This window comes from Chitinibacter tainanensis DSM 15459 (genome assembly GCF_000429785.1).
Lineage (GTDB): Bacteria > Pseudomonadota > Gammaproteobacteria > Burkholderiales > Chitinibacteraceae > Chitinibacter > Chitinibacter tainanensis.
In genome coordinates this window covers 47,881-70,149 of record NZ_AUCN01000019.1, presented here as the reverse complement: position 1 = coordinate 70,149, position 22,269 = coordinate 47,881, and the positions used below count along the sequence as shown (strand labels likewise).

Below are 22,269 nucleotides of genomic sequence, written 5' to 3'. Positions count from 1 at the left end.
ATACACATTGAGAGATCCTCATGAGCGCAACGATTGCCGACGTGCAAAGCAGCCCCGATGTGCGCAACATCGCCATCAATAAAGTGGGCGTGAAATCGATCCGTCACCCGATCAAGGTCGCAGACCGGGCCGATGGCGTCCAGCACACGGTGGCCACCTTTGATATGTATGTGTACCTGCCGCAGCATTTCAAAGGCACCCATATGTCGCGCTTTCTGGAAATCCTCAATAGCCGCGAAAAAGAAATCTCGGTGGAAGCGCTGGAAGACATGGTGCGCGAGATGTGCGACAAGCTCGAAGCTGATTCAGGCTATCTGGAAATGCGTTTCCCGTTCTTCATCAACAAAACCGCGCCGGTGTCTGGCGTGCAAAGCCTGATGGATTATGAGGTCGCCCTGATTGGCGAGCTGAACAATGGCGTCTTTACCCAGCGCCTAAAAGTGCTGGTGCCGGTAACCAGCCTGTGCCCATGTTCGAAAAAAATCTCGGCCTATGGCGCGCACAATCAGCGCTCGCATGTCACCGTGGATGCGGTGCTGGGCGAGCATATCTGGATCGAAGAAATCGTGACCCTGGTTGAGCAGCAAGCCTCGTGCGAGCTATTTAGCTTGCTCAAGCGTACCGATGAAAAATACGTGACCGAGCGCGCGTATGATAATCCGAAGTTTGTGGAAGACATGGTGCGCGACGTGGCCGCCAGCCTGAATGCCGAGCCGCGGATTGTGGCCTACGTGCTGGAGGCGGAAAACTTTGAGTCGATTCACAATCACTCGGCGTATGCCCTGATCGAACACGACAAACGCCGCTAAACTCACTGGGCTGCTGCGCCTTTGCATTTGGGTTCAGCCGGTGCTCGACATCCTCATGGACGTCATGTCCATTCCGGTGTCTGCGCTCCGTGTGAATCCCTAACTGCGCTGGCTCGCTAGCCCATTGAGCTTAGCTTGGTATTCATTGTGAAGTATCATCAACATCTTCAAAGGCTCCTTAGGAGCCTTTTGTTTTGGGGTAAGCGATGTATATCGTTTTGATTGGGTATTTGTTTGTTGTGATTATGATGTCGCTCGGGGCGGGGAGTATTACCGTCGGGCTCTTTTATTTCATATTCTTGGCAGTATTACCTACCTGGGGTATTTTGGCTTTGCGCCGCAGTGTGCAGCGAGGCAAAGCGGCCCGTGCGGCCGACATCGCCGCGCGTGAGGCCGCGCGCCAAGCTGCGCATGAGGGCGGCGCCGCCAGCGGCAACCCCCCAAGCGACAAATCCGCAGGGGCTTGAGGTGAGCCAGCCCGTGGTGACGCTCACGACCGAGCGGCTGATTTTGCGCGATTGGCGCGCTAGCGATTTGCCGGCGTTTGCGGCCATGAGTGCCGACCCAGACGTGATGCGTTATTTTCCAGCAGTGCTCAGTCCTAGCGAAAGTGAAGCCTATATCTCATTATTTCGCGACCGTTTGCATGAACATGGCTGGGGCTTTTGGGCGCTGGAGTTGCGCGACAGTGGTGAATTTATCGGCATGGCCGGCCTGAATATCCCGCGCGTCGCCTTGCCATTTATGCCCTGCGTTGAGATTGGCTGGCGACTGGCAAAGCCGTACTGGCGGCAAGGTTTGGCCTTGGAAGCGGCCAGCGCCGCGCTGGAGTTTGGCTTTACGCAACTGAATCTGGACGAAATCGTGTCATTTACCGCGCTGAGTAATCTGCGCTCGCAAGCCTTGATGCTTCGCCTTGGTATGCAGCTCGATGCGGCGGGCGAGTTCGATCATCCGGTCTTAGCGGTCGATCATCCACTGCGGCGGCATTGTTTGTATCGCTTGCAGAAAGAACAATTTACCAGGGGTATATAAACAAAAGCCAATCAATGATTGGCCTTTATGCTGATACCTGCCGATGTATCGGGCGGTGCGCGCTTAGTGCGGCATGAAGTGATGCACCAGCGCAATCGGCATCGCCCCGGCTACCATCAGCAGTACCTGGTGCAGGGTGTCTTTGATGTGCGGGCGTTTGTGCAGGGTCGGGATTAAATCGGCAATCGCCACATAAATCAGGCTAGCCGCACCGAGCGCCAGCAAATAGGGCTGCGCGGTTTCCACCATGCTGAGCGAGAAATACGCCAGCAAACCACCAGCCAGCGCCGCCAGCGATGAGAGCAAATTAAATAGTAGCGCCTTAGCTTTGCTATAGCCCGAATGCAGCAGCACGATAAAATCGCCGACTTCTTGCGGGATTTCGTGCGCAATAATCGCCACGGCGGTGGCAATGCCGACCGAGGTATCGGCCATAAACGCCGCCGCGATCACCGCGCCATCCAAGAAATTATGCAGCGTATCGCCGACCATAATCATCATGCCGGCGCGACCATGCTCATTACCATGGCTGTGCCCGTGGCCGTGCGAATGACCGTGATGTTCGCTATGTTGGTGTTCGTGCGCGCTACCCGCTAATTCTTCACACGCCTCGTGATGGCAATGCCGCCAGATCACCAGCTTTTCCATGATGAAAAAGATAAAAATCCCAAGCAAAATCGTGACCGAAATTGCTTCCGGGCTCGCATGTGGTGCGTGTTCAACCGCGGCTTGTACGGTTTGAGAGGCCGCATGCTGCACGTCAGTCAACAATGACAGCTCGCTCGCGCCATGCGCGTGGCCTTCATGACCGCCATGCGCCCCGAAGGCGTGCGGCAAAATCTCTAGAAATACCGCGGCCAGCAAAGCGCCCACGGCGAAAGAAACCAGTTTGGGAATCCAGTGTGGCTTGGCTAAATACGCCATCGCCGCGGCGGCCAATACGCTGAGCACGCTGCCCAGCAGGCTCATGGTAATGATCCAGCTTAATGTCGACATCGGTAAAAATCCTGCAGATGCAACACTGTATCATAAAAAGCTTGGGCTCGGCATGAGAAAGGTTCTCATCTTCTGCGCGGCGTTGGGCCGAACAAGTATTTGCTAACGCTTGCCCTCGCGGCGCTCCTGGCTCAGAGGGGGCGAAAAAATACCAGCCATGCAAAAGGGGCGCTTAGAGCGCCCCGGTATTTTTACCCAAGCTGGGATTTATTCCAGCCAGATCAAACTTGCCAAACGCCCTGTTTGCCCATCGCGGCGGTAGCTGAAGTAGGTTTCAGCCTGCGTCACCGTGCATTGGTCACCACCATAAATGGCAGTAATACCCAGGGTATGTAATCGCTGGTGAGCCAGTAGGTATATATCCGCCAGCCATTTACCCCCTTCTTGCTTCTTGAATGCTAGCTCGGCTTGCGGATCTGTGGCCATAAAAGCCGCGCGTACTTCGTCGCCGACTTCAAAGGCATTGGGACCGATGGCGGGGCCGAGCCAGACGAGGATCTCGCTGGCGGGGCAGGCCATTTTGGCAACGGTGGCTTCAATCACGCCATTACACAAACCCCGCCAGCCCGCGTGCGCAGACGCGACGACGGTGCCGGCACGGTCGCAAAACAGCAGTGGCAGGCAGTCGGCGGTCATCACCACGCTCACCACACCTAGCGCGCGGCTGTAGCTGGCATCCGCATCCACCGGCTGCGTGATTTCTGCTGCATCGACTACCGCCACCCCGTGCACCTGATTGAGCCAGCGGGGCTGGCTGCCGCAGGCTGCGGCCACGATGGCGCGATTGGCCGCAACCTGCTGCGGATCATCGCCCACGTGCTGGCCTAAATTCAGGCTGGCATAGGGCGGCAGGCTGTGGCCGCCCAGCCGCGTGGTTTGCAGGGCGCGCACACGGGCCGGGGCTGGCCAGTTGGGGGTGTAGAAGGCAGGCGTGGGATTATTCACGGGTGTAGATCACTTCGCAGTCGTGGTCGTCGTCTTCGTCATCATCATCTTCGTCGGCATCATTAGCCATGGCCAATTCGGCGCGCAAAGTGCCGATCAGCTGTTCCAGATCGAATGGCGTCGGCGCTTTCCATTCCATGGTTTTGCCGGTCACCGGATGCACGAGCGAGAGTTTGCGCGCATGCAGGGCTTGCCGGTTGAGTTCTTCCAGCGCCAGCCGCACTTCGGGCGAGATATCCAGCCGCGGCGGGGTGCCATAAACCGGGTCGGCCGCCAGCGCGTGTTTCAGGTGTGCCATATGCACGCGAATCTGGTGCGTGCGGCCGGTTTCCAGCCGGCATTCAATCAGGGTGTAGCCGGCAAATTTTTCCAGCACCAGATAATGGGTGATCGATTCTTTGCCGCTGTGAATCACGGCCATTTTGGTGCGATCTTTCGGGTGGCGGCCAATAGGTGCATCCACCGTGCCATCGCGGCGAATTTCGCCACTGGCCACCGCCAGATAGTGGCGTTTTACCGTGCGCTCTTGCAGTTGCTTCACCAGATGGTTTTGCGCTTGCAGCGTGCGCGCCACCACCATCAAGCCGCTGGTGTCTTTATCCAGCCGGTGCACAATGCCGGCACGCGGAATGCTGCGCACCTCAGGGTAGTGAAACAGCAGGGCATTTAAGAGTGTACCTTCCCAGTTGCCGTTGCCGGGGTGCACCACCAAGCCCGCCGGCTTGTTGATGATCAGCAGCGCTGCATCTTCGTACAGCACTTCCAGTGGCAGATCTTCGGCCACATACGCCACTTCATTGGGGTCGGGCTGAATGGTGACGGTGAGCGTTTCACCGCCCCAGAGCTTGGTTTTGGTGGTGGCGGGGGCGCCATCGAGCAAAACCTGTCCGTCTTTAATCCAGCCGGCCATGCGTGAGCGGGAGAAATCAGGCAAAATCTTCGCCAGCGCCGCGTCAAGCCGGGTGCCAGCCAGGTCGGCGGGCACAGTCAGCACACGGGTGTCTGCGAAGTCGTTATAATCGTCGAGTTCAATATCGGATTGCATCATGAATAAGATTCTACCTCGAATCCTCGTTTCTGCCTTGCTGATCGGTTTAGTGGCAGGTTGTGCCAGCACCGGCAGCACCAACGATGAAACGAAAAACTGGTCGGCGGACAAGCTGTTCAATGAAGCTAAATCCGAGCAGGCCAGCCGCAATTTCACTAAATCGAATCAATTATTCGAGCGGTTGGAAGCGCGTTTCCCATATGGTAAATATGCCCAGCAAGCCCAGCTGGAAACCGCCTACAACTATTACAAAGATCAGGAGCCCGCGCTGGCGCTGGCGGCAATTGATCGCTTTATGAAGCAAAACCCAACTCATCCAAGCCTGGATTACGCGATGTACCTGAAAGGGCTGGTGACGTTTAATGAGTCGCAAGGCTTCTTGTCGGTGCTGTCTAAGCAAGATATGTCTGAGCGCGACCCTAAAGCGGCCAAAGAGTCATTCAATGCTTTCCGTGAATTAGTCACCCGCTTTCCTGAAAGTAAATATGCCCGCGATGCCCAGCTGCGGATGGGGTATCTGATCGGCGCGCTAGCTAATTACGAATTGCACGTTGGCCGTTACTATTTCAAACGCGGCGCATATCTTGCCGCGGCCAATCGCGGCAAGGCGCTGATTGATAACTACAGCAATACCAAGCAAGTGGAAGGCGCGCTGGGGTTGATGTATCAGGCCTACGATAAGCTGGGCATGACCGATTATCGTGATGATGCCAAACGCGTGTTGCTGAAGAACTTCCCGAATAGCAAAGCGCATGAGCAGGAAGTGGCGAGCGACGCTTACTGGTGGGCGCCAATTTAAGTTGCTGAATCAAGCTTTTGTGCAATTAGGTCAAAAATATTGCAGCAAAAGCTTGACGCGACTGAGATGTGTAACTATTATGTGCATCTCTTTTGGGGGTATAGCTCAGTTGGGAGAGCGCTTGCATGGCATGCAAGAGGTCAGCGGTTCGATCCCGCTTACCTCCACCAAAGAATACAAAGTGAGTGTGTGACAGCCTGACGAAGTTAGTTGTACGCAGTCCCCATCGTCTAGAGGCCTAGGACACCGCCCTTTCACGGCGATAACCGGGGTTCGAATCCCCGTGGGGACGCCAGTTTAGGCGGCCAGCACACATTGACTTACCAGTTAAGTCCCCATAGTTTAGCGGTTAGAACACTGCCCTTTCACGGCGGCGGCCGGGGTTCGATTCCCCGTGGGGACGCCACAATCAAAAAGACACCTGGGGGTGTCTTTTTTCACTTCTGCGCTGATTTTTTCTACTGCGACAGTCTCAGGCGCTTGGTTCGCGCTGATGTTTATCGAATTCGATGCGGGCGTGGGCCAAACAGGCATAGAAATCGATCTGCAATTGCTGGCAGAGTGATAAACACTGCTCCAGCTCATGCGTAATTTCGTGACTTAAACGCTGATGCGTGAGCTGTTTGGTGCTGTTGCTGTTGTCGCTACTTGCCATGATGCCTACCTCTTGCGGGTTCGACGCGCACTACAGAGCATAAAACGTGCCATCGACGGATTACTGCTAACCGTTTTCCCAATTTATTGCACTGCACGATTTCTTGCTGCTGCCGTTGGTCATTTCGGCTTAGGTTATTTCATACAGGGTATGGGTATATCTGTGTATGTATTAATTCTATTTGTATTGATGGCTATACCCACTGCTTCATTAATATCCTGCGCCGCTGTGTTGCTGCGGCTTTGCAACATGCTGGCTAGCCTGGCGGTGCAGATACTGGCGCGCGCAGGCAAGCTTTGCCGCCCAGCTTTGCGCCGCCGGCAAAGCAACATGGCTGTCATCCAGCTTGTGTAGTGTCTTACGTGAAAATAATATGATGGTTTTTGCATGATTAAGGGGCAGGGGATGGACGAGCAGATGCAGAGCAATCGCTGGGCGATCCAGTTTCATGGACAAGGTGGCGAGTATTTCCGGATCTGGATTGTGAATCTGTTACTCAGCGTCCTCACCCTGGGCATTTATTCGGCCTGGGCCAAAGTGCGGCGTTTGAAGTACTTTTATGGCAATACCGAGCTGGCTGGCTCACGCTTTGATTACACCGCGCAGCCGGTGAAGATTTTGATTGGTCGCCTGATCGCCTTTGCTTTCTTTGCCTTGTACGCCGTTGGCTCGAATCTGCATCCGCTGCTGGGCGGGCTGTTTGGGCTGTTATTCCTGCTGGTGTTGCCATGGATGATCGTGCGCAGTATCCGGTTTAATCTGCGCCAAACCCGTTATCGCAATGTGCCCTTTGATTTTCATGGCACGGTGTGGGGCGCGGTCAAAAATTACCTGCTGCTACCGCTGTTGCTGATTCCTTCCCTGGGGTTGGCCTTGCCTTATGTGCAGCATCAGCAATTCCGTTTTGTGGTGGATCATGCCAGCTTTGGCGATCAGCGCTTTAGCCAGCTGGGTTCGGCGGTGGGGGGCTACTATCGCGCAGCCTTGGCCGGTTTGGGCGTGATGCTGGTGGTGGGGCTGGGTTTTGCTTTCACTGTCGGCGCAACGATTTTTGGCGCGGGCGTGAATTTGAGCGAGCTGAATAAAAGCAATCCGGCGCTGCTGATCGCTGCGATTTTGCCGCTGGTGATTGGCTATATCGTGATGCTGGTGGGCTTTAGTGTGGTCGCAGCAGCGGTGCGTTTGGCGCAGGCCAATTTTGGCTGGCGGCAAACCGCACTGGGGGCGGTGAGCTTTGATAGTCAGGCCAGCCCCTGGGCATATGGCCGCATGATGGCGTGGCGCTTGCCTTTGGTGGTGCTCACGTTCGGCCTTGCCTTGCCATGGTTAAAAGTGGCGCAAAGTCGCATGCGTCTGAATGGCATGAGTCTGCACGCACCGGAAGGGCTCAATCAATTTAATGCCGTAGTGCAAAATGCCGGCTCGGCGGTAGGCGCTGAAGCCACTGATCTTTTTGATGTGGATTTAGCGATCTAATGCTGAGCGCCAGCTATCTGGATGGGCATACCAGCCACCTGTTTACGGTGCAATTAAGCCGCGTGGACGAACAATTGCTGATCCATGGCGAGGGCTGGGAGCGGCAAGTGCCATTGGCGGCCTGCGCCCTAGAGCCCATCTTGGGCAATCTGCCAGCGCGGGTAAACCTGCCTGATGGGGCGGTACTGGAATGCCCAGCCGCACAGGCCTTGGCCGAATTACTCGGCCAAGGTCAGCAGCCACTGGCGCAACTGGAGGCGCGTTGGCGCTACAGTGTACTGGCGGTGCTGGGGATTGTGCTGGCAGCGGTGCTGCTTTATTGGCAAGGTATGCCGCTGGCCGCGCATCTGGCGGCCAAGCTCACCCCAGTGAAGCTCGAATCCATGCTGGGTGAGGCCACCCTGGCTTCGCTACCTAAGCTCGGGATTACATTGCAACCTAGCCAGCTGCCGCCGGCACGCCAGCAGGCTTTGCTGCAGCGCTGGCAGGCGCAAACGCAAGCGAGCCATTTTCCGTATCAGCTGCATTTTTATGATTTGCCCAACGTTGGCGCCAATGCCTTTGCCTTGCCGGGTGGGCAAGTGGTGGTAACGGATCAGCTAGCCACGCTCTTGAGCGACGATGAAATTATCGCGGTCTTGCTGCATGAAATGGGGCATGTTGAGCGTCAGCATGGGCTGCGTAATGTCTATCAGGCGGCCGGTCTGGGCCTGATTGCCGCGGTGGTGCTGGGGGATGCACCCAGTGCGGTGAGCAATGTCGCGGCCATGGCTGCGCTGGTAGTGCAGCTGGGTTATACCCGCCAATTCGAACGCGAAGCCGATGAGTTCGCCGCGCAGCGCCTGCGTGCGCAGGGGAAATCGCCAGCTGTGCTGGCCGATGCGCTGGAAAAACTCGTCGGCAGCCAGCCTGCGCATACTGAAGTGCCGGAGTTACTGGCCACGCATCCGGCAACGGCAGAACGCTTGCGCACATTGCGGCAGCCTTGAGTCTCGGCGTAGGCTGCGATGAGCTAACTGCGGCGGCCTCAATCGTTGCAATTAAATCAGCCACAAAAAAGCCACGGCATGCCGTGGCTTTTTATTTACGCAGTGTCTGCGCTTATTTCTTGCGCTGCGGTGGCAGGTCGGTACATACGCCTTTGGCCACTTCGGCAGCCATACCAATCGACTCGCCCATGGTTGGGTGCGGGTGAATGGTTTTGCCGATGTCCACTGCATCTGCGCCCATTTCAATGCCCAAACACACTTCACCGATCATATCGCCAGCGTGCGGGCCAACAATCGCGCCGCCGAGGATTTGGCCGTTTTCAGCGTCGAAAATCAGCTTGGTAAAGCCTTCATCACGACCATTGGCAATCGCACGGCCTGAAGCCGCCCATGGGAATACGCCCTTGGTGATCTTGATGCCTTCTTTCTTGGCCTGATCTTCAGTCAAACCCACCCAAGCCACTTCTGGGTCGGTGTAGGCTACGCCTGGAATCACGCGTGCATCAAAGTACGCTTTGTGATCCGCTGCGTTTTCTGCGGCCACGTGCGCTTCGTGTACGGCTTTGTGCGCCAACATCGGTTGGCCGACCAAGTCGCCAATCGCGAAGATGTGTGGCACGTTGGTGCGCATTTGCTTGTCAACGGCGATAAAGCCACGCTCATCAACGATCACACCCGCGTTTTCCGCACCGATTTTCTTGCCGTTTGGCGAGCGACCGGTTGAATACAGTACCAAGTCGTAGCACTGTGGCTCGCTCGGCACTTTCGGGCCTTCGAACGTCACCCAGATGCCGTCTGCTTTTGGCTCAATGCTGGTGGTTTTCGATTGCAACATGATGTTGTCAAAACGGTGTTTATTCCAGTCTTGCCATACTTTCACCAGATCGCGATCCGCGCCTTGCATCAGGCCGTCAGACAACTCCACCACGTCTAGACGCGCGCCCAGTGTTGAATACACCGTACCCATTTCCAGACCGATAATACCGCCGCCGATGATCAGCATGCGTTTTGGCACTGATTTGAGTTCCAGCGCGCCAGTTGAATCAACGATACGTGGATCGTTCGGAATGAACGGCAATTTCACCGCTTGCGAGCCGGCCGCGATAATCGCTTTGGCAAACTTGATGACTTTCTTCTCGCCAGTCAGATCTTTGCCCGTGCCCGAAGTCAGTTGTACTTCGATGTGGTTGGCATCAAGGAAAGTACCGATACCGCGCACGTGCTCAACTTTACGCATTTTGGCCATGCCAGCCAAACCGCCAGTGAGCTTGTTGATGACTTTTTCTTTGTAGCCACGCAGACCATCGATATCGACTTCTGGTTTGCCAAATTTGATCCCGTTGGACGCCAAGTGGGCGACTTCATCGATCACCGCCGCATTGTGCAGCAGGGCTTTCGATGGAATGCAACCGACGTTCAAGCAAACGCCGCCGAGTGAGCCATAACGCTCAACGATCACGGTTTTCATGCCCAGGTCAGCCGAACGGAACGCTGCAGAATAACCGCCAGGGCCTGCGCCCAAGACCATCATGTCCACTTCCATGTCCACCGCGCCAGCGTATTGGCCGGCCACGGGTGCAACAGTTGGGGCAACTGCAGGCGCAGCGGCTGGTGCTGGTGCAGCCACCGGAGCGGGGGCAGCCGCGGCAGGGGCTGGCGCAGCGGCGCTCGCGGCCACTTCCACGATGGCGATCACGCTGCCTTCTGACACTTTGTCGCCGACGGCGACTTTCATTTCTTTGATCACGCCGGCGTGAGTGGCGGGCACTTCCATGGTCGCCTTGTCGGTTTCCAGGGTGATCAGGCTTTCTTCAACGGCGATGGTATCGCCGGCTTTCACAAAGACCTCGATGATGGCCACATCGCTATGGCCGCCGATATCGGGTACTTTCAGTTCGATTGTATTGCTCATTTTTTGTCCTGTGAGGTCAAGGGTATGAGGTGGGAGCGATTGTGGGTATTGCTCTGTAGAGCAATACCCCGGCTCTCACGCCTCGCAGAATTAGAGAATCAAGCGGCGAACGTCGCTGAGCAATTTGCCCAGATACACGGTGAAGCGACCCGCTTGCGCGCCATCGATCACGCGGTGATCGAACGACAGCGACAATGGGCACATCAGCCGTGGCGCAAACTCTTTGCCGTTCCACACTGGTTTGATTTGCGATTTGCACACGCCCAAGATCGCGACTTCAGGAGCATTGACGATTGGCGTGAAGCTGGTGCCGCCGATGCCGCCCAGGCTAGAAATCGTGAACGTTGCGCCTTGCATATCGGTTGGCTTGAGTTTGCCTTCGCGAGCAGCGAGCGACAATTCGGTCAACTCTTTGCAAATCTCTTTCAGGCCTTTCTTGTCGGCGTCTTTGATCACCGGTACTACCAAGCCATTTGGCGTGTCGGCCGCAAAACCGATGTGGTAGTACTGTTTCAGCACCAGATTGTCGCCATCGAGTGACGAATTCATTTCTGGGAAGGCTTTCAGTGCTTCAGCGGCGGCCTTGATGATGAAGGCCAATGGGCTGATCTTCAGGCCTGATTTTTCCCACTCTTTGCCCACTTGCTTGCGGAATTCTTCCAGCTCGGTGATATCGCACTCGTCGTTGAACGTTACGTGCGGGATTACCACCCAGTTGCGGTGCAGATTCGCGCCAGAGATTTTCTTGATGCGTGACAATGGCTTGGTTTCGATCGGGCCAAATTTGGCGAAATCGACTTTCGGCCATGGCAACAGATCCAGACCACCGCCCAGTGATGCCGCTGCAGGCGCCGCACCAGCAGCGAAAGACGAAGCTACCGCGCTAGTCATCACCGATTTCACGAAAGACTGTACGTCTTCGTGCAAGATGCGGCCTTTCGGGCCTTTACCGGCTACTTTGCTCAAATCCACGCCCAATTCGCGCGCAAATTTACGCACTGATGGTGAAGCGTGCGCTTTGTTGAAGTTCGCTTCGTCAAACTTGGCTGGCGCAGACGCGACTGCTGCTGGTGCTGCAACTGGAGCCGCTGCTGCTGGTGCCGCCGCAACGGGTGCTGCTGCAGGTGCAGAAGTTGCTACTGGTGCTGCCGCTGGCGCAGCTGCTGCCGCGCTAGAGCGTACGGTCAGTACCAAAGCGCCTTGCGCCACTTTATCGCCCACTTTTACGGCGATGCTTTCAACCACACCGGCCGCAGTGGAAGGTACTTCCATGCTGGCTTTGTCAGATTCCAGCGTGATCAGACCGTCGTCAATCGCGATGGTGTCGCCGACTTTGACATTGACTTCAATCACTTCCACCGCGTCGAAGTTGCCGATATCCGGCACATGCACTTCAACCAGCGCCGCAGCGGCAGGGGCGGCCGCAGGTGCTGGTGCTGCTGCCGGAGCCGCCGCAGCAGCTGGAGCAGGGGCGGCAGCCGCCGCGCCCACTTCAAGCAACAGTACAACATCGCCTTCTGAGGCTTTGTCGCCGACTTTGATCTTCATTTCTTTCACGACGCCGCCTTCGGTGGCCGGCACTTCCATGGTGGCTTTGTCGGTTTCGAGGGTGATCAGTGATTGTTCTTTTTCGATGGTGTCGCCAGCCTTGACGAACACTTCAATGACTTCAACGCCCGCGTGGCCGCCGATGTCCGGGATTTTCAATTCAATAATATTGCTCATGTCTGAATCCTGTGAGGTGGGGGTATTGCCCGCCGTTGCTCATTCAGCCTGCCGGAGAAGGGTATACCCCGGCAGGCTGGTCTCACTTAACCTATTACACGGTCCATGGTGCTGGACGGTCGGTGCGGATGCCATACTTGGCAATCGCCTCGGCCACTTTCGCTGCTGGCAGCTGGCCTTCGTCGGCCAGTGCTTTCAGCGCAGCTACCGCTACGTGGTAACGATCTACCTCAAAGAAGCTACGCAGTTCCGAGCGGCTGGCTGAGCGACCGAAACCATCGCAACCCAGCACGACAAAGCGGTTCGGAACGTATTCGCGAATCTGGTCGGCATAAGTGCGTTTGTAGTCGGTAGCAGCAATCACTGGACCTTGCGCGTCTTTCAGGCACTCGGTCACGTAAGGCACGCGTGCTGGTTCGGTTGGGTTCAGATAGTTGTGGCGGGTGGCGGCCATACCGTCACGACGCAGTTCGTTAAAGCTTGGCGCTGACCAGATGTCGGCATCAATGCCGAAATCGTTTTTCAGCAGGTCGGCTGCCGCGATTACTTCGCGGAAGATGGTGCCCGAGCCCATCAGCTGAACTTTCAGCTTGCCGGCTTCGCCTTGTTTGAATTTGTACAGACCTTTCAGAATGCCCGCTTCTGCACCCGCCGGCATGGCTGGATGGGTGTAGTTTTCGTTCATGACTGACAGGTAGTAGTAGATGTTTTCCTGATCTTGGTACATCCGGCGCATACCGTCTTGCACAATCACCGCCAGCTCATAAGCAAAGGTAGGATCGTACGACACGCAGTTCGGAATGAACTCGGCAAACAGGTGGCCATGACCATCCTGGTGTTGCAGACCTTCGCCATTCAGCGTGGTGCGACCGGCAGTACCACCGACCAAGAAGCCGCGTGCACGCAAATCACCGGCGGCCCAAGCCAGGTCACCAATCCGTTGGAAACCGAACATCGAGTAGTAGATGTAGAACGGAATCATGGTGTGGCCGTGATTCGCGTAGGCTGTTGCAGCGGCAATCCAATCCGACATCGCGCCGGCTTCGTTAATCCCTTCTTGCAGGATCTGACCGGTTTGCGACTCTTTGTAGAACATCAGTTGGTCGGCATCTTGTGGCTCGTACAGCTGACCTACGTGTGACCAGATGCCCAATTGACGGAACATGCCTTCCATACCGAAGGTACGGCTTTCGTCTGGAACGATCGGCACGATACGTTTACCGATTTGTTTGTCTTTCACCAGGGTGTTCAGCAAGCGCACGAAGGCCATGGTGGTCGACATTTCGCGTTCGCCAGAGCTTTCCAGCAGGGCTTTGAATGCGTCCAGTGGTGGCACTTCCAGTGGCTCATTCACTGGTTTACGCGATGGGATAAAGCCGCCCAGTGCTGCGCGGCGTTCCATCATGTATTTGTATTCCTGGCTGTCTTCGCTTGGGCGATAGAACTTGCACGCTTTGGCTTCTTCGTCAGTCAGTGGTACGTTGAAGCGATCACGCAGGTGCAGCAGATCGTCGTCACCCAGTTTTTTGGTGTTGTGCGCGGTGTTTTGCGATTCGCCCGCAGCGCCCACACCGAAGCCTTTAACAGTTTTAACCAGCAAGAGGGTTGGTTGACCCTTGTGCTCTACTGCGGCTTTGTAGGCTGCGTAAACTTTAAACAGGTCGTTACCACCGCGAGTCAGTTTCCAAATGTCGTCATCGGTCATGCTGGCAACAAGGTCGAGCAGCTCTGGGTATTTGCCAAAGAAATGCTCACGCACGTAGGCGCCGTTTTTCGATTTGTAGGTCTGGTATTCACCATCGACCACTTCCATCATGCGTTTTTGCAGCAGGCCTTTCTTGTCTTGGGCCAGTAGGGCATCCCAGCCTGAACCCCAGATCACTTTCACGACATTCCAGCCTGAACCGCGGAAATCGCCTTCCAGCTCTTGAATGATCTTGCCGTTACCACGCACTGGGCCATCCAGACGCTGCAAGTTGCAGTTGATCACGAAAATCAGGTTGTCGAGTTTTTCACGGCCAGCCAGAGAGATCGCGCCCAGTGATTCTGGTTCGTCCATCTCGCCATCACCGCAGAAGCACCATACTTTACGATCGCCTTTTTGTTTGAAGCCGCGATCGTCCAGGTATTTCATAAAGCGAGCCTGGTAGATCGCCATCAGCGGGCCCAGACCCATTGATACGGTCGGGAATTGCCAGAAATCGGGCATCAGCCATGGATGTGGGTAAGACGACAGACCGTCACCATCCACTTCGCGGCGGAATTTATTCAGTTGCTCTTCGCTGATCCGGCCTTCCAGATAGGCACGGGCATACATCCCTGGTGCAGAGTGGCCTTGGAAATACACCAAGTCACCACCGTGGTTTTCGTTGGCCGCATGCCAGAAGTGGTTCCAGCCCACATCGTACAAGGTGGCTGCCGAGGCAAACGATGAAATGTGGCCGCCTGGTTCGGCTGCATCACGATTGGCTTTCGCTACCATCGCAGCGGCATTCCAGCGGGTGTAGGCCAATACACGCTCTTCCAGCGTTGGATTGCCGGGGTGTTTGGCTTGCAGGTGCGCCGGGATCGTGTTGATGTACGCCGTAGTGGCGGTGTAGGGGATATTTACACCGTCTTGACGGGCTTGATCTACCAGTTTTTCCACCAGGAAGTGGGCGCGCTCGGCACCCTCGGCTGCAATGACGCCTTGCAGCGCATCCAGCCATTCTTTGGTTTCAAGTGGATCATGGTCATGAATCTGATCTGCCATCGTATATCTACCTTGTGAGTGGGTTATTTTGAAATCACACTGGGTCTTGTCCGGTTCATGTGGCCGGACAGTAGTGGCGCAGGGTTTGCCTGCGCCCTGTTTTTAGCGCGGTGTATTGCGTTTGAAATAGTTAATCAGGCCATTGGTGGACGAATCGTGTCCCACGGTCAGGCCTGGGGTGGTCAGATCGGTTTCAATCAGCTTTGCCAGCTGTTTGCCTAGCTCGACACCCCACTGGTCATAGGAGTTGATATTCCAGACCGTGCCTTGCACAAACACTTTGTGTTCATACAGAGCAATCAGGGCGCCCAAACGACGTGGTGTCAGGCGTTGCATCAGAATGGTGGTGGTAGGGCGATTGCCCTCGAAAATCTTATGCGCCACCAGTTTTTCTTGTGCTTCACCCACAATGCCCAGCTTGGTCAGCTCGGCGCGCACTTCGCTTTCGTTTTTCCCGCGCATAAAGGCTTCGGTTTGCGCGAAGAAATTCGCCATCAGAATCGTATCGTGCGGCTCTGGCACGTCGGGATGCTCGATGGTGGCGATAAAATCGATCGGCACCAGCTCGGTGCCTTGATGCAGCAGCTGATAATAAGCGTGCTGGCCGTTAATGCCGGTGTCACCCCAGACAATCGGGCCGGTCGCGTAATCCACGCGATTGCCATCCAGATCAATCGACTTGCCGTTGGATTCCATATCCTGCTGTTGCAGATAGGCCGGGAAGCGATACAGACACTGGTTGTACGGAGAAATCAGCTGGGTTTTGCTATTGAAGAAATTGCAATACCACACGCCCAACATGCCCATGATCACGGGCAGGTTTTGTTCCAGCGGTTTGGTTTTGAAGTGCTCATCCATGGTGTACGCACCATGCAGCAAATCTTGGTAATTGTGTTTACCCAGATAGATGGCAATCGCCAAACCGATGGCTGACCACAGCGAGTAGCGGCCGCCGACCCAATCCCAGAATTCGAACATATTGTCGAGCGAGATCCCGAATTCGGAAACAGCCTTGCTGTTGGTCGATACCGCCACAAAATGCTTGGCAATGTGGGCTTCGTTGCCCACCCGCTCCAGGAACCATTTGCGCGCGGTGCGGGCATTGGTCATGGTTTCCTGCGTGGTGAAGGTTTTCGATGCCACGATAAACAGCGTGGTTTCTGGGTTGAGCTTTTTCAGTGTCGAAACAATCTGATCGCCATCCACGGTCGAAACAAAATGCATATTCAGGCGTGCATGGCCGTATTCTTTCAGCGCATGGCATACCATCAAGGGGCCCAGATCCGAGCCGCCAATTCCGATATTCACGATATCGGTGAAGGCTTTGCCGGTGTAACCCACGCGTTCGCCTGAGCGAATTTGATCCGAGAAGAGGAACATCTTCTCTTTCACCGCATTCACTTTCGGCATTACGTCTTCGTCATCGACGATCAGCGGGTTTTTATCCAGATTACGCAGCGCCACGTGCAAAACCGCACGGTTTTCGGTGATGTTGATCTTCTCGCCGGCAAACATCTGCTTGATGCGGTTTTCCAGCCCGCTTTGGCGCGCCAGATCCATCAAGAGACGCATCGTGGTTTCGTTAACCCGGTTCTTCGAGTAATCGAAGAACAGGCCGCCGGTTTCCAGAGAAAACCGCTCAAAACGCTGTGGATCTTCGGCGAACATATCGCGCATGTGCAGCGGCTGGATTTGCTGGAAATGCTCAGCCAGCGCCTGCCAGGCAGGCGAAGAAGTCAGTTTCGACATCGACTCGTTTCCTTGTGGAACAATGTTTTTATTTTTCGCCCGCTTACTCATGGCCGCGGACTCGTTTTTCTTTCATATTGCGTTTCATTTTCTCGAGCTGATCGATCAGCTCAGGGCCGCGCTTGAGCGCAACGCCAACGGCCAGTACGTCAATAATCACCAAATGCACAATCCGCGTGATCATTGGCGTGTACAGATCCGGGTCTTCCATCGTGTCGGCGTACAGGCAAATATTGCAGCGCTTGGCCAGTGGCGATTTGCTGTGGGTAATGCCAATCACATCGGCACCGGCATCGCGGGCAATCTCGACCGAGCGCAGCATATCTAACGTGCGGCCCGAGTTTGATACCGCCACCACGGCATCGCCCGGTTTGAGCATTGAGGCGCTCATGCCGTGCATGTGCGGGTCGGTGTAGGCCACCGTGGGCACGCCAAGGCGGAAGAATTTGTTTTGGGCATCAATGGCCACTGCACCTGACTGACCTTGCCCCCAGACTTCGATCTTGTGGGTGTTAGACAGCACTTTGATCGCGCGTTCCAAGGCTTCGGTATCCAGCTCATTGCGGCAGCGCAGCAAATGCGAAATATTGTTATCAAACAATTTGCGCGCCAGATCGTGAGCCGAATCATCCGCCGATACCATGGAATGCACATACGGCACCCCTGAAACCAGCGAGCGGGTGAGCCGCAGCTTGAAATCCTGCAGGCCAGAGCAATTGAGTGAGCGGCAGAAACGGATCACCGTCGGCTGGGAAACATCGGCCATGTCCGCAATCTGGGCAATCGGCGCATTGGCCACCAGATTCGGCTGGGCAATCACCAGTTCAGCGACTTTACGTTCCGATTTGGACAGCGAGTCCAAGACAGTTTTGATGCGTTCTAGCATGGGATCCGTCCTCGCAGGGGCGAGTGTGCACGCTCAGCTTGTGGCTGGGCGGTAAGTGGAAGAAAAGTGCGGCTGTGCATGGCTGATCAAGCCGCCCAGAACACCTGTGCCGTCGCTACCTGATCCAGCACACGGCGGATCGGGTATTGCTCGGTGAGGCTCACTTGGGCTTGCATCGCATCGTTGAGCAGGGTTTTTTTGCCTTCGCCGGTGATGTGGACGATGACATTCGGGCTCTTCACGATGGTGGGCAGGGTGAGGGTAATGCGCTGGTGTGGGGCCACCGGTGGCGTCACGGCCGCCAGCAAATTGTCGGATGCACAGGCCGCTTCCAGCTCGGCTGCGGCAGGGAAAAGCGAGGCGGTATGGCCATCATCGCCCATACCCAAAATCACCACATCAATCGGGTTAGGCAGGGCGGCCAAGCGGGCCTCAATGCTCGTTAGGGCAGCGTGGGGCGTGGCTTCTTGATTCACCAGTGAAATAAACGTCGCAGCCGCGGCACCATCTTGCAGTAGGTTTTCGCGGGTTAGACGCTCATTGCTATCGGCATGATCGGGTTGCACCCAACGCTCGTCCACCAGTGTGATCACCACGCGCGACCAGTCGATGGCGGCGTTGCGCAGCGCTTTAAACATGCCGGCTGGGGTGCGCCCGCCTGATACGGCAAGGCCAGCGCAGCCACGGGCCGCAATGGCGGCTGCCAAGGCGCTGGCGATGGTGCTGGCCAGTTGTTGATCCAGTTGGTCTTTGCTGTCAAATTCATGCCATTGCAAGGCCATCGAAAACTCCTGAGGGTATTTGCGTCAAGACCATGCTAGGCATGGTCTTGAGGATGTTACTGGGTGGGGGTAAGTTAGGCTTCTTCGTACCAGCACAGGCCATCGCGAGATAGCAGTGCCGAAGAAGCGGCTGGGCCCCAAGTGCCGGCGGTATAGGTTTTTGGACCTTCCGGGCTGGTTTCCCATGATTCGATAATCGGCTCAACCCAGCGCCATGCAGCTTGCTGCTCATCGCGGCGCACGAACAGCGACAGGTCGCCACGGATCACGTCCATCAACAGACGCTCGTAGGCTTCAGGGCTACGGGTCGCGAAGGTTTCTTTGAAGTCCAGATCCAGATACACCTGACGCAGACGGGTTTGGTTGCCCGGCTCTTTGGCCAGCAGGTACAGGCGTACTGACTCATCTGGTTGCAGCTCGATCACCAGACGGTTAGGTTGGCCGAGGTTTTTGCCGAAAATCGAAGTCGGTGCTTCGCGGAAGTTGATTACGATCTGGGCCAGGCGCTCAGATAGACGTTTACCGGTACGCAGGAAGAACGGTACGCCCGCCCAGCGCCAGGTTTCGATCTCGGCTTTTAAGGCCACAAAGGTCTCGGCTTTCGAGCCCGCAGGTACGCCTGGTTCATCCTGATAACCAATCACCGGTTTGCCGGCAACGGCACCGGCGCGATACTGGCCACGCACCACTTTGGTTTTTACGTCGTCCACGCTCAGTGGTTTCAGGGCGCGCAATACTTTCAGTTTTTCGTCACGCACTGCGTCGGCATCGATCGAAGCTGGCGGCTCCATCGCCACGATGGTCAGCAGCTGCAGCAGGTGGTTTTGCACCATATCGCGCAGCGCGCCTGTTTTATCGTAGAAATCAGCACGGGTTTCCACACCCACTTGTTCGGTCACGGTAATTTGCACATCGCGAATCCATTCGCGGCGCCACAGTGGCTCGAGAAGAGTATTGGCAAAGCGCAGGGCGATCAGATTCAGTACCGGCTCTTTGCCCAGGTAGTGGTCGATCCGGTAAATTTGCTTCTCGGTGAAGTATTCGCCGACTTCGTCGTTGATCTTGTTGGATGATTCCAGATCGTGACCGAGTGGTTTTTCCAGCACAACACGGGAATTACCTTCGTTCAGGCCTTGGGCTGCCAGATTTTTGGCGATGGGGGCAAAGAAATCAGGGGCGGTCGAGAGGTAGAAAACGCGCTCGCGACCAGGGAATTTGTTCAGTGTTTCGGCCAAAGCCACGAAATCGGCTTCAGTGTGCGCATCGACTTTCAGGTATTCGATGCGGCTGGCAAACTTGGTCCAGTCATTTTCGTTATAATGGCTGCCGAGATATTCTTTCGCTTTAGCGTGGGCTTTTTCGACGTAGCCTGCGGTGTCTGACGGGCTGCGGCCCAGACAGATGATGCGACCTTGTGCTGGCAGATTGCCATCTTGATCCTGATGATAAAGGGCCGGGAGCAACTTGCGCAGAGCGAGGTCACCAGTACCGCCAAAAAACACAATGTCGAAAGCATCGATTGCAGTCATGAGCCAAACATCCTCAGTTGGAATTGGGGGCTTGACAATCCGCCAAGCATAGTAAGCTTTGTAATCTTACTACAAGCACAAACTCGCTAGCAAACGAATTTGTTGCGTACTGGTTTGCACTAATGCGGTGCAAGCCTTGCACAGCGAAACCCTTTGTCGAGTAAGGCCTTGCTGCACTGCAACGAATTGACTTTGTTAAGAGTTTTGCTTGTCGAAATGGCTTGATTGTAGTAAAACTACGCTAAATTTCATAAGTCGTTTGATAGACGGTTTAGTTACAAAAAATCGGAGTTCTTTCCATGTCCCTGCATCCTGCTTTGGTTGAAGTTACCCAGCGAATTATTGAGCGCAGCAAAGAGTCCCGGACTCGCTACCTAGAGCGGATGGAGCAGGCGGCCAGTAAAGAGCCGGTGCGCAAAGGTCTGGCCTGTACCAACCAGGCCCATGCTTGGGCGGCAATGCCTGAGGGCGATAAGATCATGTTGCGCGAAATGCGCCAGCCCAATATCGCCATTGTGTCAGCCTACAACGAGATGTTGTCAGCGCATCAGCCCTTCGAAACCTTCCCAGCCATTATCAAAAAAGCCGCGAACGAAGCCGGCGCTACTGCACAATTTGCCGGCGGCGTGCCAGCAATGTGTGATGGCGTGACCCAAGGTCAGCCCGGCATGGAATTGTCGCTGTTTAGCCGCGACGTCATTGCCATGTCGACCGCAGTGGCGCTGTCTCACAATATGTTTGATGCCACGCTCTGTCTGGGCGTATGCGACAAGATCGTGCCGGGCCTGCTGATCGGCGCCCTGCAGTTCAGCCACTTGCCAACGATTTTTGTGCCGGCAGGTCCAATGACTTCCGGCATTTCGAATAAAGAAAAAGCCAAAACCCGCCAACTGTTTGCTGAAGGCAAAGTTGGGCGCGAGGCGCTGCTGGCTTCGGAAGAGGGCAGCTACCATGGTCCAGGTACCTGTACTTTCTACGGTACGGCCAACTCCAATCAGATGCTGATGGAAATCATGGGTCTGCATTTGCCAGGCGCGGCGTTTACCAATCCAGGCACTCCGTTGCGCGATGCGCTGACTGCCGCGGCTGCTAAGCGTGCAGCGGCGATTACTTCGCTGGGTAATGAATATTTGCCAATCGGCAAAGTGATTGATGAGAAAGCCATCGTCAACGGCATCATCGGTTTGCTGGCGACCGGTGGCTCGACCAATCACACCATTCACTTGGTGGCGATCGCCCGTGCGGCGGGCGTCATTATTAATTGGTCAGACTTTAACGACCTGTCGGCCATTATCCCGCTGCTGGCGAAGGTGTATCCAAATGGCTCGGCCGATGTGAATCATTTCCATGCGGCTGGTGGCATGGGGTATCTGATTCGCGAATTGCTCGATGCGGGCTTGCTGCATGAAGATGTATATACCGTAGCTGGGTATGGTCTGCGCCGCTATGCGCAAGAGCCGTTCCTGCAAGATACCCAGGCAGTATGGCGTGATGCACCAACTGAAAGCGGCGATGCCGACGTGCTACGCCCGGCGAGCAATCCATTCCAGGCCGATGGTGGTACCAAATTGCTGTCAGGTAATTTGGGCCGTGCCGTGATCAAAACCTCGGCGGTGGCACCTGAGCATCGCGTGGTGGAAGCACCTGCGATTGTGTTTGATGATCAAGATGATGTGCTGGCGGCGTTCAAACGCGGCGAGCTGGAAAAAGACTTTATCGCCGTACTGCGCTTCCAGGGCCCGCGTGCCAATGGGATGCCAGAGCTACACAAACTGACTCCGCCGCTGGGCGTGTTGCAGGATCGTGGTTTCAAAGTGGCGCTTGTGACCGACGGCCGCATGTCGGGCGCGTCTGGCAAGGTGCCGGCCGCAATTCACATCACGCCAGAAGTGGTGTCGGGCGGCCCGCTGGGCAAAGTCCGCACCGGCGATGTGATTCTGCTGAATGCTGAAACCGGTGAATTGGTGGCCAAAGTTGATCAGGCTGAATGGGATGCCCGCGAAGTGGCAACCGCCGATATGGCGAAAAACGGTCATGGTATGGGGCGTGAATTGTTTGCTAGCTTCCGTGCCGCAGCCACTGGTGCAGAAGATGGTGCATTGAGCTTAGGGCTGGCTCACTAAAATCAGCTCGCTTGATAATAATAAGTAGCGTGCGACTGGGGTGTGAGGAGATGCACCAG

The 22,269-nt window shown here is 55.8% G+C and carries 18 protein-coding genes and 3 tRNA genes; 10 read left to right on the top strand and 11 right to left on the bottom strand.

Annotation, left to right across the window (positions count from 1 at the left end):
* Positions 1-20: 20 nt before the first annotated feature.
* The 3 genes from folE2 to G482_RS0107800 all read left to right on the top strand — a co-directional run bounded on the left by folE2 (position 21) and on the right by G482_RS0107800 (position 1,844).
* The gene (gene folE2, locus G482_RS0107810) at positions 21-809 is read left to right on the top strand and encodes a GTP cyclohydrolase FolE2 (RefSeq protein WP_028449574.1); all 789 of its coding nucleotides are present in this window, start codon (positions 21-23) and stop codon (positions 807-809) included.
* A 206-nt stretch (positions 810-1,015) separates the two neighbouring features.
* Positions 1,016-1,276, top strand: coding sequence for a hypothetical protein (locus tag G482_RS17770; protein ID WP_051258835.1), 261 nt, complete (start codon positions 1,016-1,018; stop codon positions 1,274-1,276).
* Position 1,277: 1 nt separating this feature from the next.
* Positions 1,278-1,844: a GNAT family N-acetyltransferase gene (locus tag G482_RS0107800; protein ID WP_028449573.1), complete on the top strand. Its 567-nt coding sequence runs from the start codon at positions 1,278-1,280 to the stop codon at positions 1,842-1,844.
* A 63-nt stretch (positions 1,845-1,907) separates the two neighbouring features.
* Here the strand turns inward: G482_RS0107800 and G482_RS0107795 are convergent, their stop codons facing one another.
* From G482_RS0107795 to rluD, 3 genes are all read right to left on the bottom strand, one after another.
* Positions 1,908-2,840, bottom strand: coding sequence for a ZIP family metal transporter (locus tag G482_RS0107795; RefSeq protein WP_028449572.1), 933 nt, complete (start codon positions 2,838-2,840; stop codon positions 1,908-1,910).
* Positions 2,841-3,047: 207 nt separating this feature from the next.
* Entirely contained in the window at positions 3,048-3,785 is a 738-nt protein-coding gene (pgeF, locus tag G482_RS0107790) for a peptidoglycan editing factor PgeF (protein ID WP_028449571.1), read from the bottom strand.
* Positions 3,778-4,833 (bottom strand): 23S rRNA pseudouridine(1911/1915/1917) synthase RluD, encoded by a 1,056-nt coding sequence (gene rluD / locus G482_RS0107785; protein ID WP_028449570.1) that lies wholly within the window; start codon positions 4,831-4,833, stop codon positions 3,778-3,780. Before rluD ends, pgeF begins: the two co-directional genes overlap by 8 nt.
* Here rluD and G482_RS0107780 point away from each other — a divergent pair.
* The 4 genes from G482_RS0107780 to G482_RS0107765 all read left to right on the top strand — a co-directional run bounded on the left by G482_RS0107780 (position 4,832) and on the right by G482_RS0107765 (position 6,038).
* A complete protein-coding gene (locus tag G482_RS0107780) occupies positions 4,832-5,632 on the top strand; it encodes an outer membrane protein assembly factor BamD (RefSeq protein WP_081986337.1) in 801 nt (266 codons plus the stop codon). The two genes, rluD and G482_RS0107780, sit on opposite strands and share 2 nt — an antisense overlap.
* Positions 5,633-5,726: 94 nt before the next feature.
* Positions 5,727-5,802 (top strand) — tRNA-Ala (locus G482_RS0107775).
* Positions 5,803-5,851: 49 nt separating this feature from the next.
* Positions 5,852-5,927 (top strand) — tRNA-Glu (locus tag G482_RS0107770).
* A gap of 36 nt (positions 5,928-5,963) precedes the next feature.
* Positions 5,964-6,038 (top strand) — tRNA-Glu (locus G482_RS0107765).
* Positions 6,039-6,104: 66 nt separating this feature from the next.
* Here the strand turns inward: G482_RS0107765 and G482_RS0107760 are convergent.
* Positions 6,105-6,287: a hypothetical protein gene (locus tag G482_RS0107760; protein ID WP_028449568.1), complete on the bottom strand. Its 183-nt coding sequence runs from the start codon at positions 6,285-6,287 to the stop codon at positions 6,105-6,107.
* 387 nt (positions 6,288-6,674) lie between these two features.
* Here G482_RS0107760 and G482_RS0107750 point away from each other — a divergent pair, with 387 nt between their 5' ends.
* Both G482_RS0107750 and G482_RS17765 read left to right on the top strand, forming a co-directional pair.
* Positions 6,675-7,763, top strand: a complete 1,089-nt coding sequence (locus G482_RS0107750) for a YjgN family protein (protein WP_028449567.1) — start codon at positions 6,675-6,677, stop codon at positions 7,761-7,763.
* On the top strand, positions 7,763-8,752 hold the full coding sequence (locus G482_RS17765) for a M48 family metallopeptidase (protein WP_051258833.1): 990 nt from the start codon (positions 7,763-7,765) through the stop codon (positions 8,750-8,752). The genes G482_RS0107750 and G482_RS17765 overlap by 1 nt, the downstream gene beginning before the upstream one ends.
* 112 nt (positions 8,753-8,864) lie before the next feature.
* Here G482_RS17765 and lpdA read toward each other — a convergent pair whose 3' ends face one another.
* From lpdA to zwf, 7 genes are all read right to left on the bottom strand, one after another.
* Positions 8,865-10,664, bottom strand: coding sequence for a dihydrolipoyl dehydrogenase (gene lpdA, locus G482_RS0107740; RefSeq protein WP_028449566.1), 1,800 nt, complete (start codon positions 10,662-10,664; stop codon positions 8,865-8,867).
* 90 nt (positions 10,665-10,754) lie between these two features.
* Positions 10,755-12,389: a dihydrolipoyllysine-residue acetyltransferase gene (aceF, locus tag G482_RS0107735; RefSeq protein WP_028449565.1), complete on the bottom strand. Its 1,635-nt coding sequence runs from the start codon at positions 12,387-12,389 to the stop codon at positions 10,755-10,757.
* Between the two features lie 94 nt (positions 12,390-12,483).
* A complete protein-coding gene (gene aceE / locus G482_RS0107730) occupies positions 12,484-15,141 on the bottom strand; it encodes a pyruvate dehydrogenase (acetyl-transferring), homodimeric type (RefSeq protein WP_028449564.1) in 2,658 nt (885 codons plus the stop codon).
* Positions 15,142-15,243: 102 nt separating this feature from the next.
* Complete coding sequence (gene pgi, locus G482_RS0107725) at positions 15,244-16,890, bottom strand: glucose-6-phosphate isomerase (RefSeq protein ID WP_028449563.1); 1,647 nt, start codon at positions 16,888-16,890, stop codon at positions 15,244-15,246.
* Between the two features lie 43 nt (positions 16,891-16,933).
* Positions 16,934-17,776: a transcriptional regulator HexR gene (gene hexR / locus G482_RS0107720; protein WP_028449562.1), complete on the bottom strand. Its 843-nt coding sequence runs from the start codon at positions 17,774-17,776 to the stop codon at positions 16,934-16,936.
* A gap of 86 nt (positions 17,777-17,862) precedes the next feature.
* Positions 17,863-18,558, bottom strand: a complete 696-nt coding sequence (gene pgl / locus G482_RS0107715; protein ID WP_034619263.1) for a 6-phosphogluconolactonase — start codon at positions 18,556-18,558, stop codon at positions 17,863-17,865.
* Positions 18,559-18,632: 74 nt separating this feature from the next.
* Positions 18,633-20,087 (bottom strand): glucose-6-phosphate dehydrogenase, encoded by a 1,455-nt coding sequence (zwf, locus tag G482_RS0107710; protein ID WP_028449560.1) that lies wholly within the window; start codon positions 20,085-20,087, stop codon positions 18,633-18,635.
* 299 nt (positions 20,088-20,386) lie between these two features.
* On the opposite strand from zwf, the gene edd reads away from it, so the two are divergent.
* Entirely contained in the window at positions 20,387-22,210 is a 1,824-nt protein-coding gene (edd, locus tag G482_RS0107705; RefSeq protein WP_028449559.1) for a phosphogluconate dehydratase, read from the top strand.
* Positions 22,211-22,269: the final 59 nt, after the last annotated feature.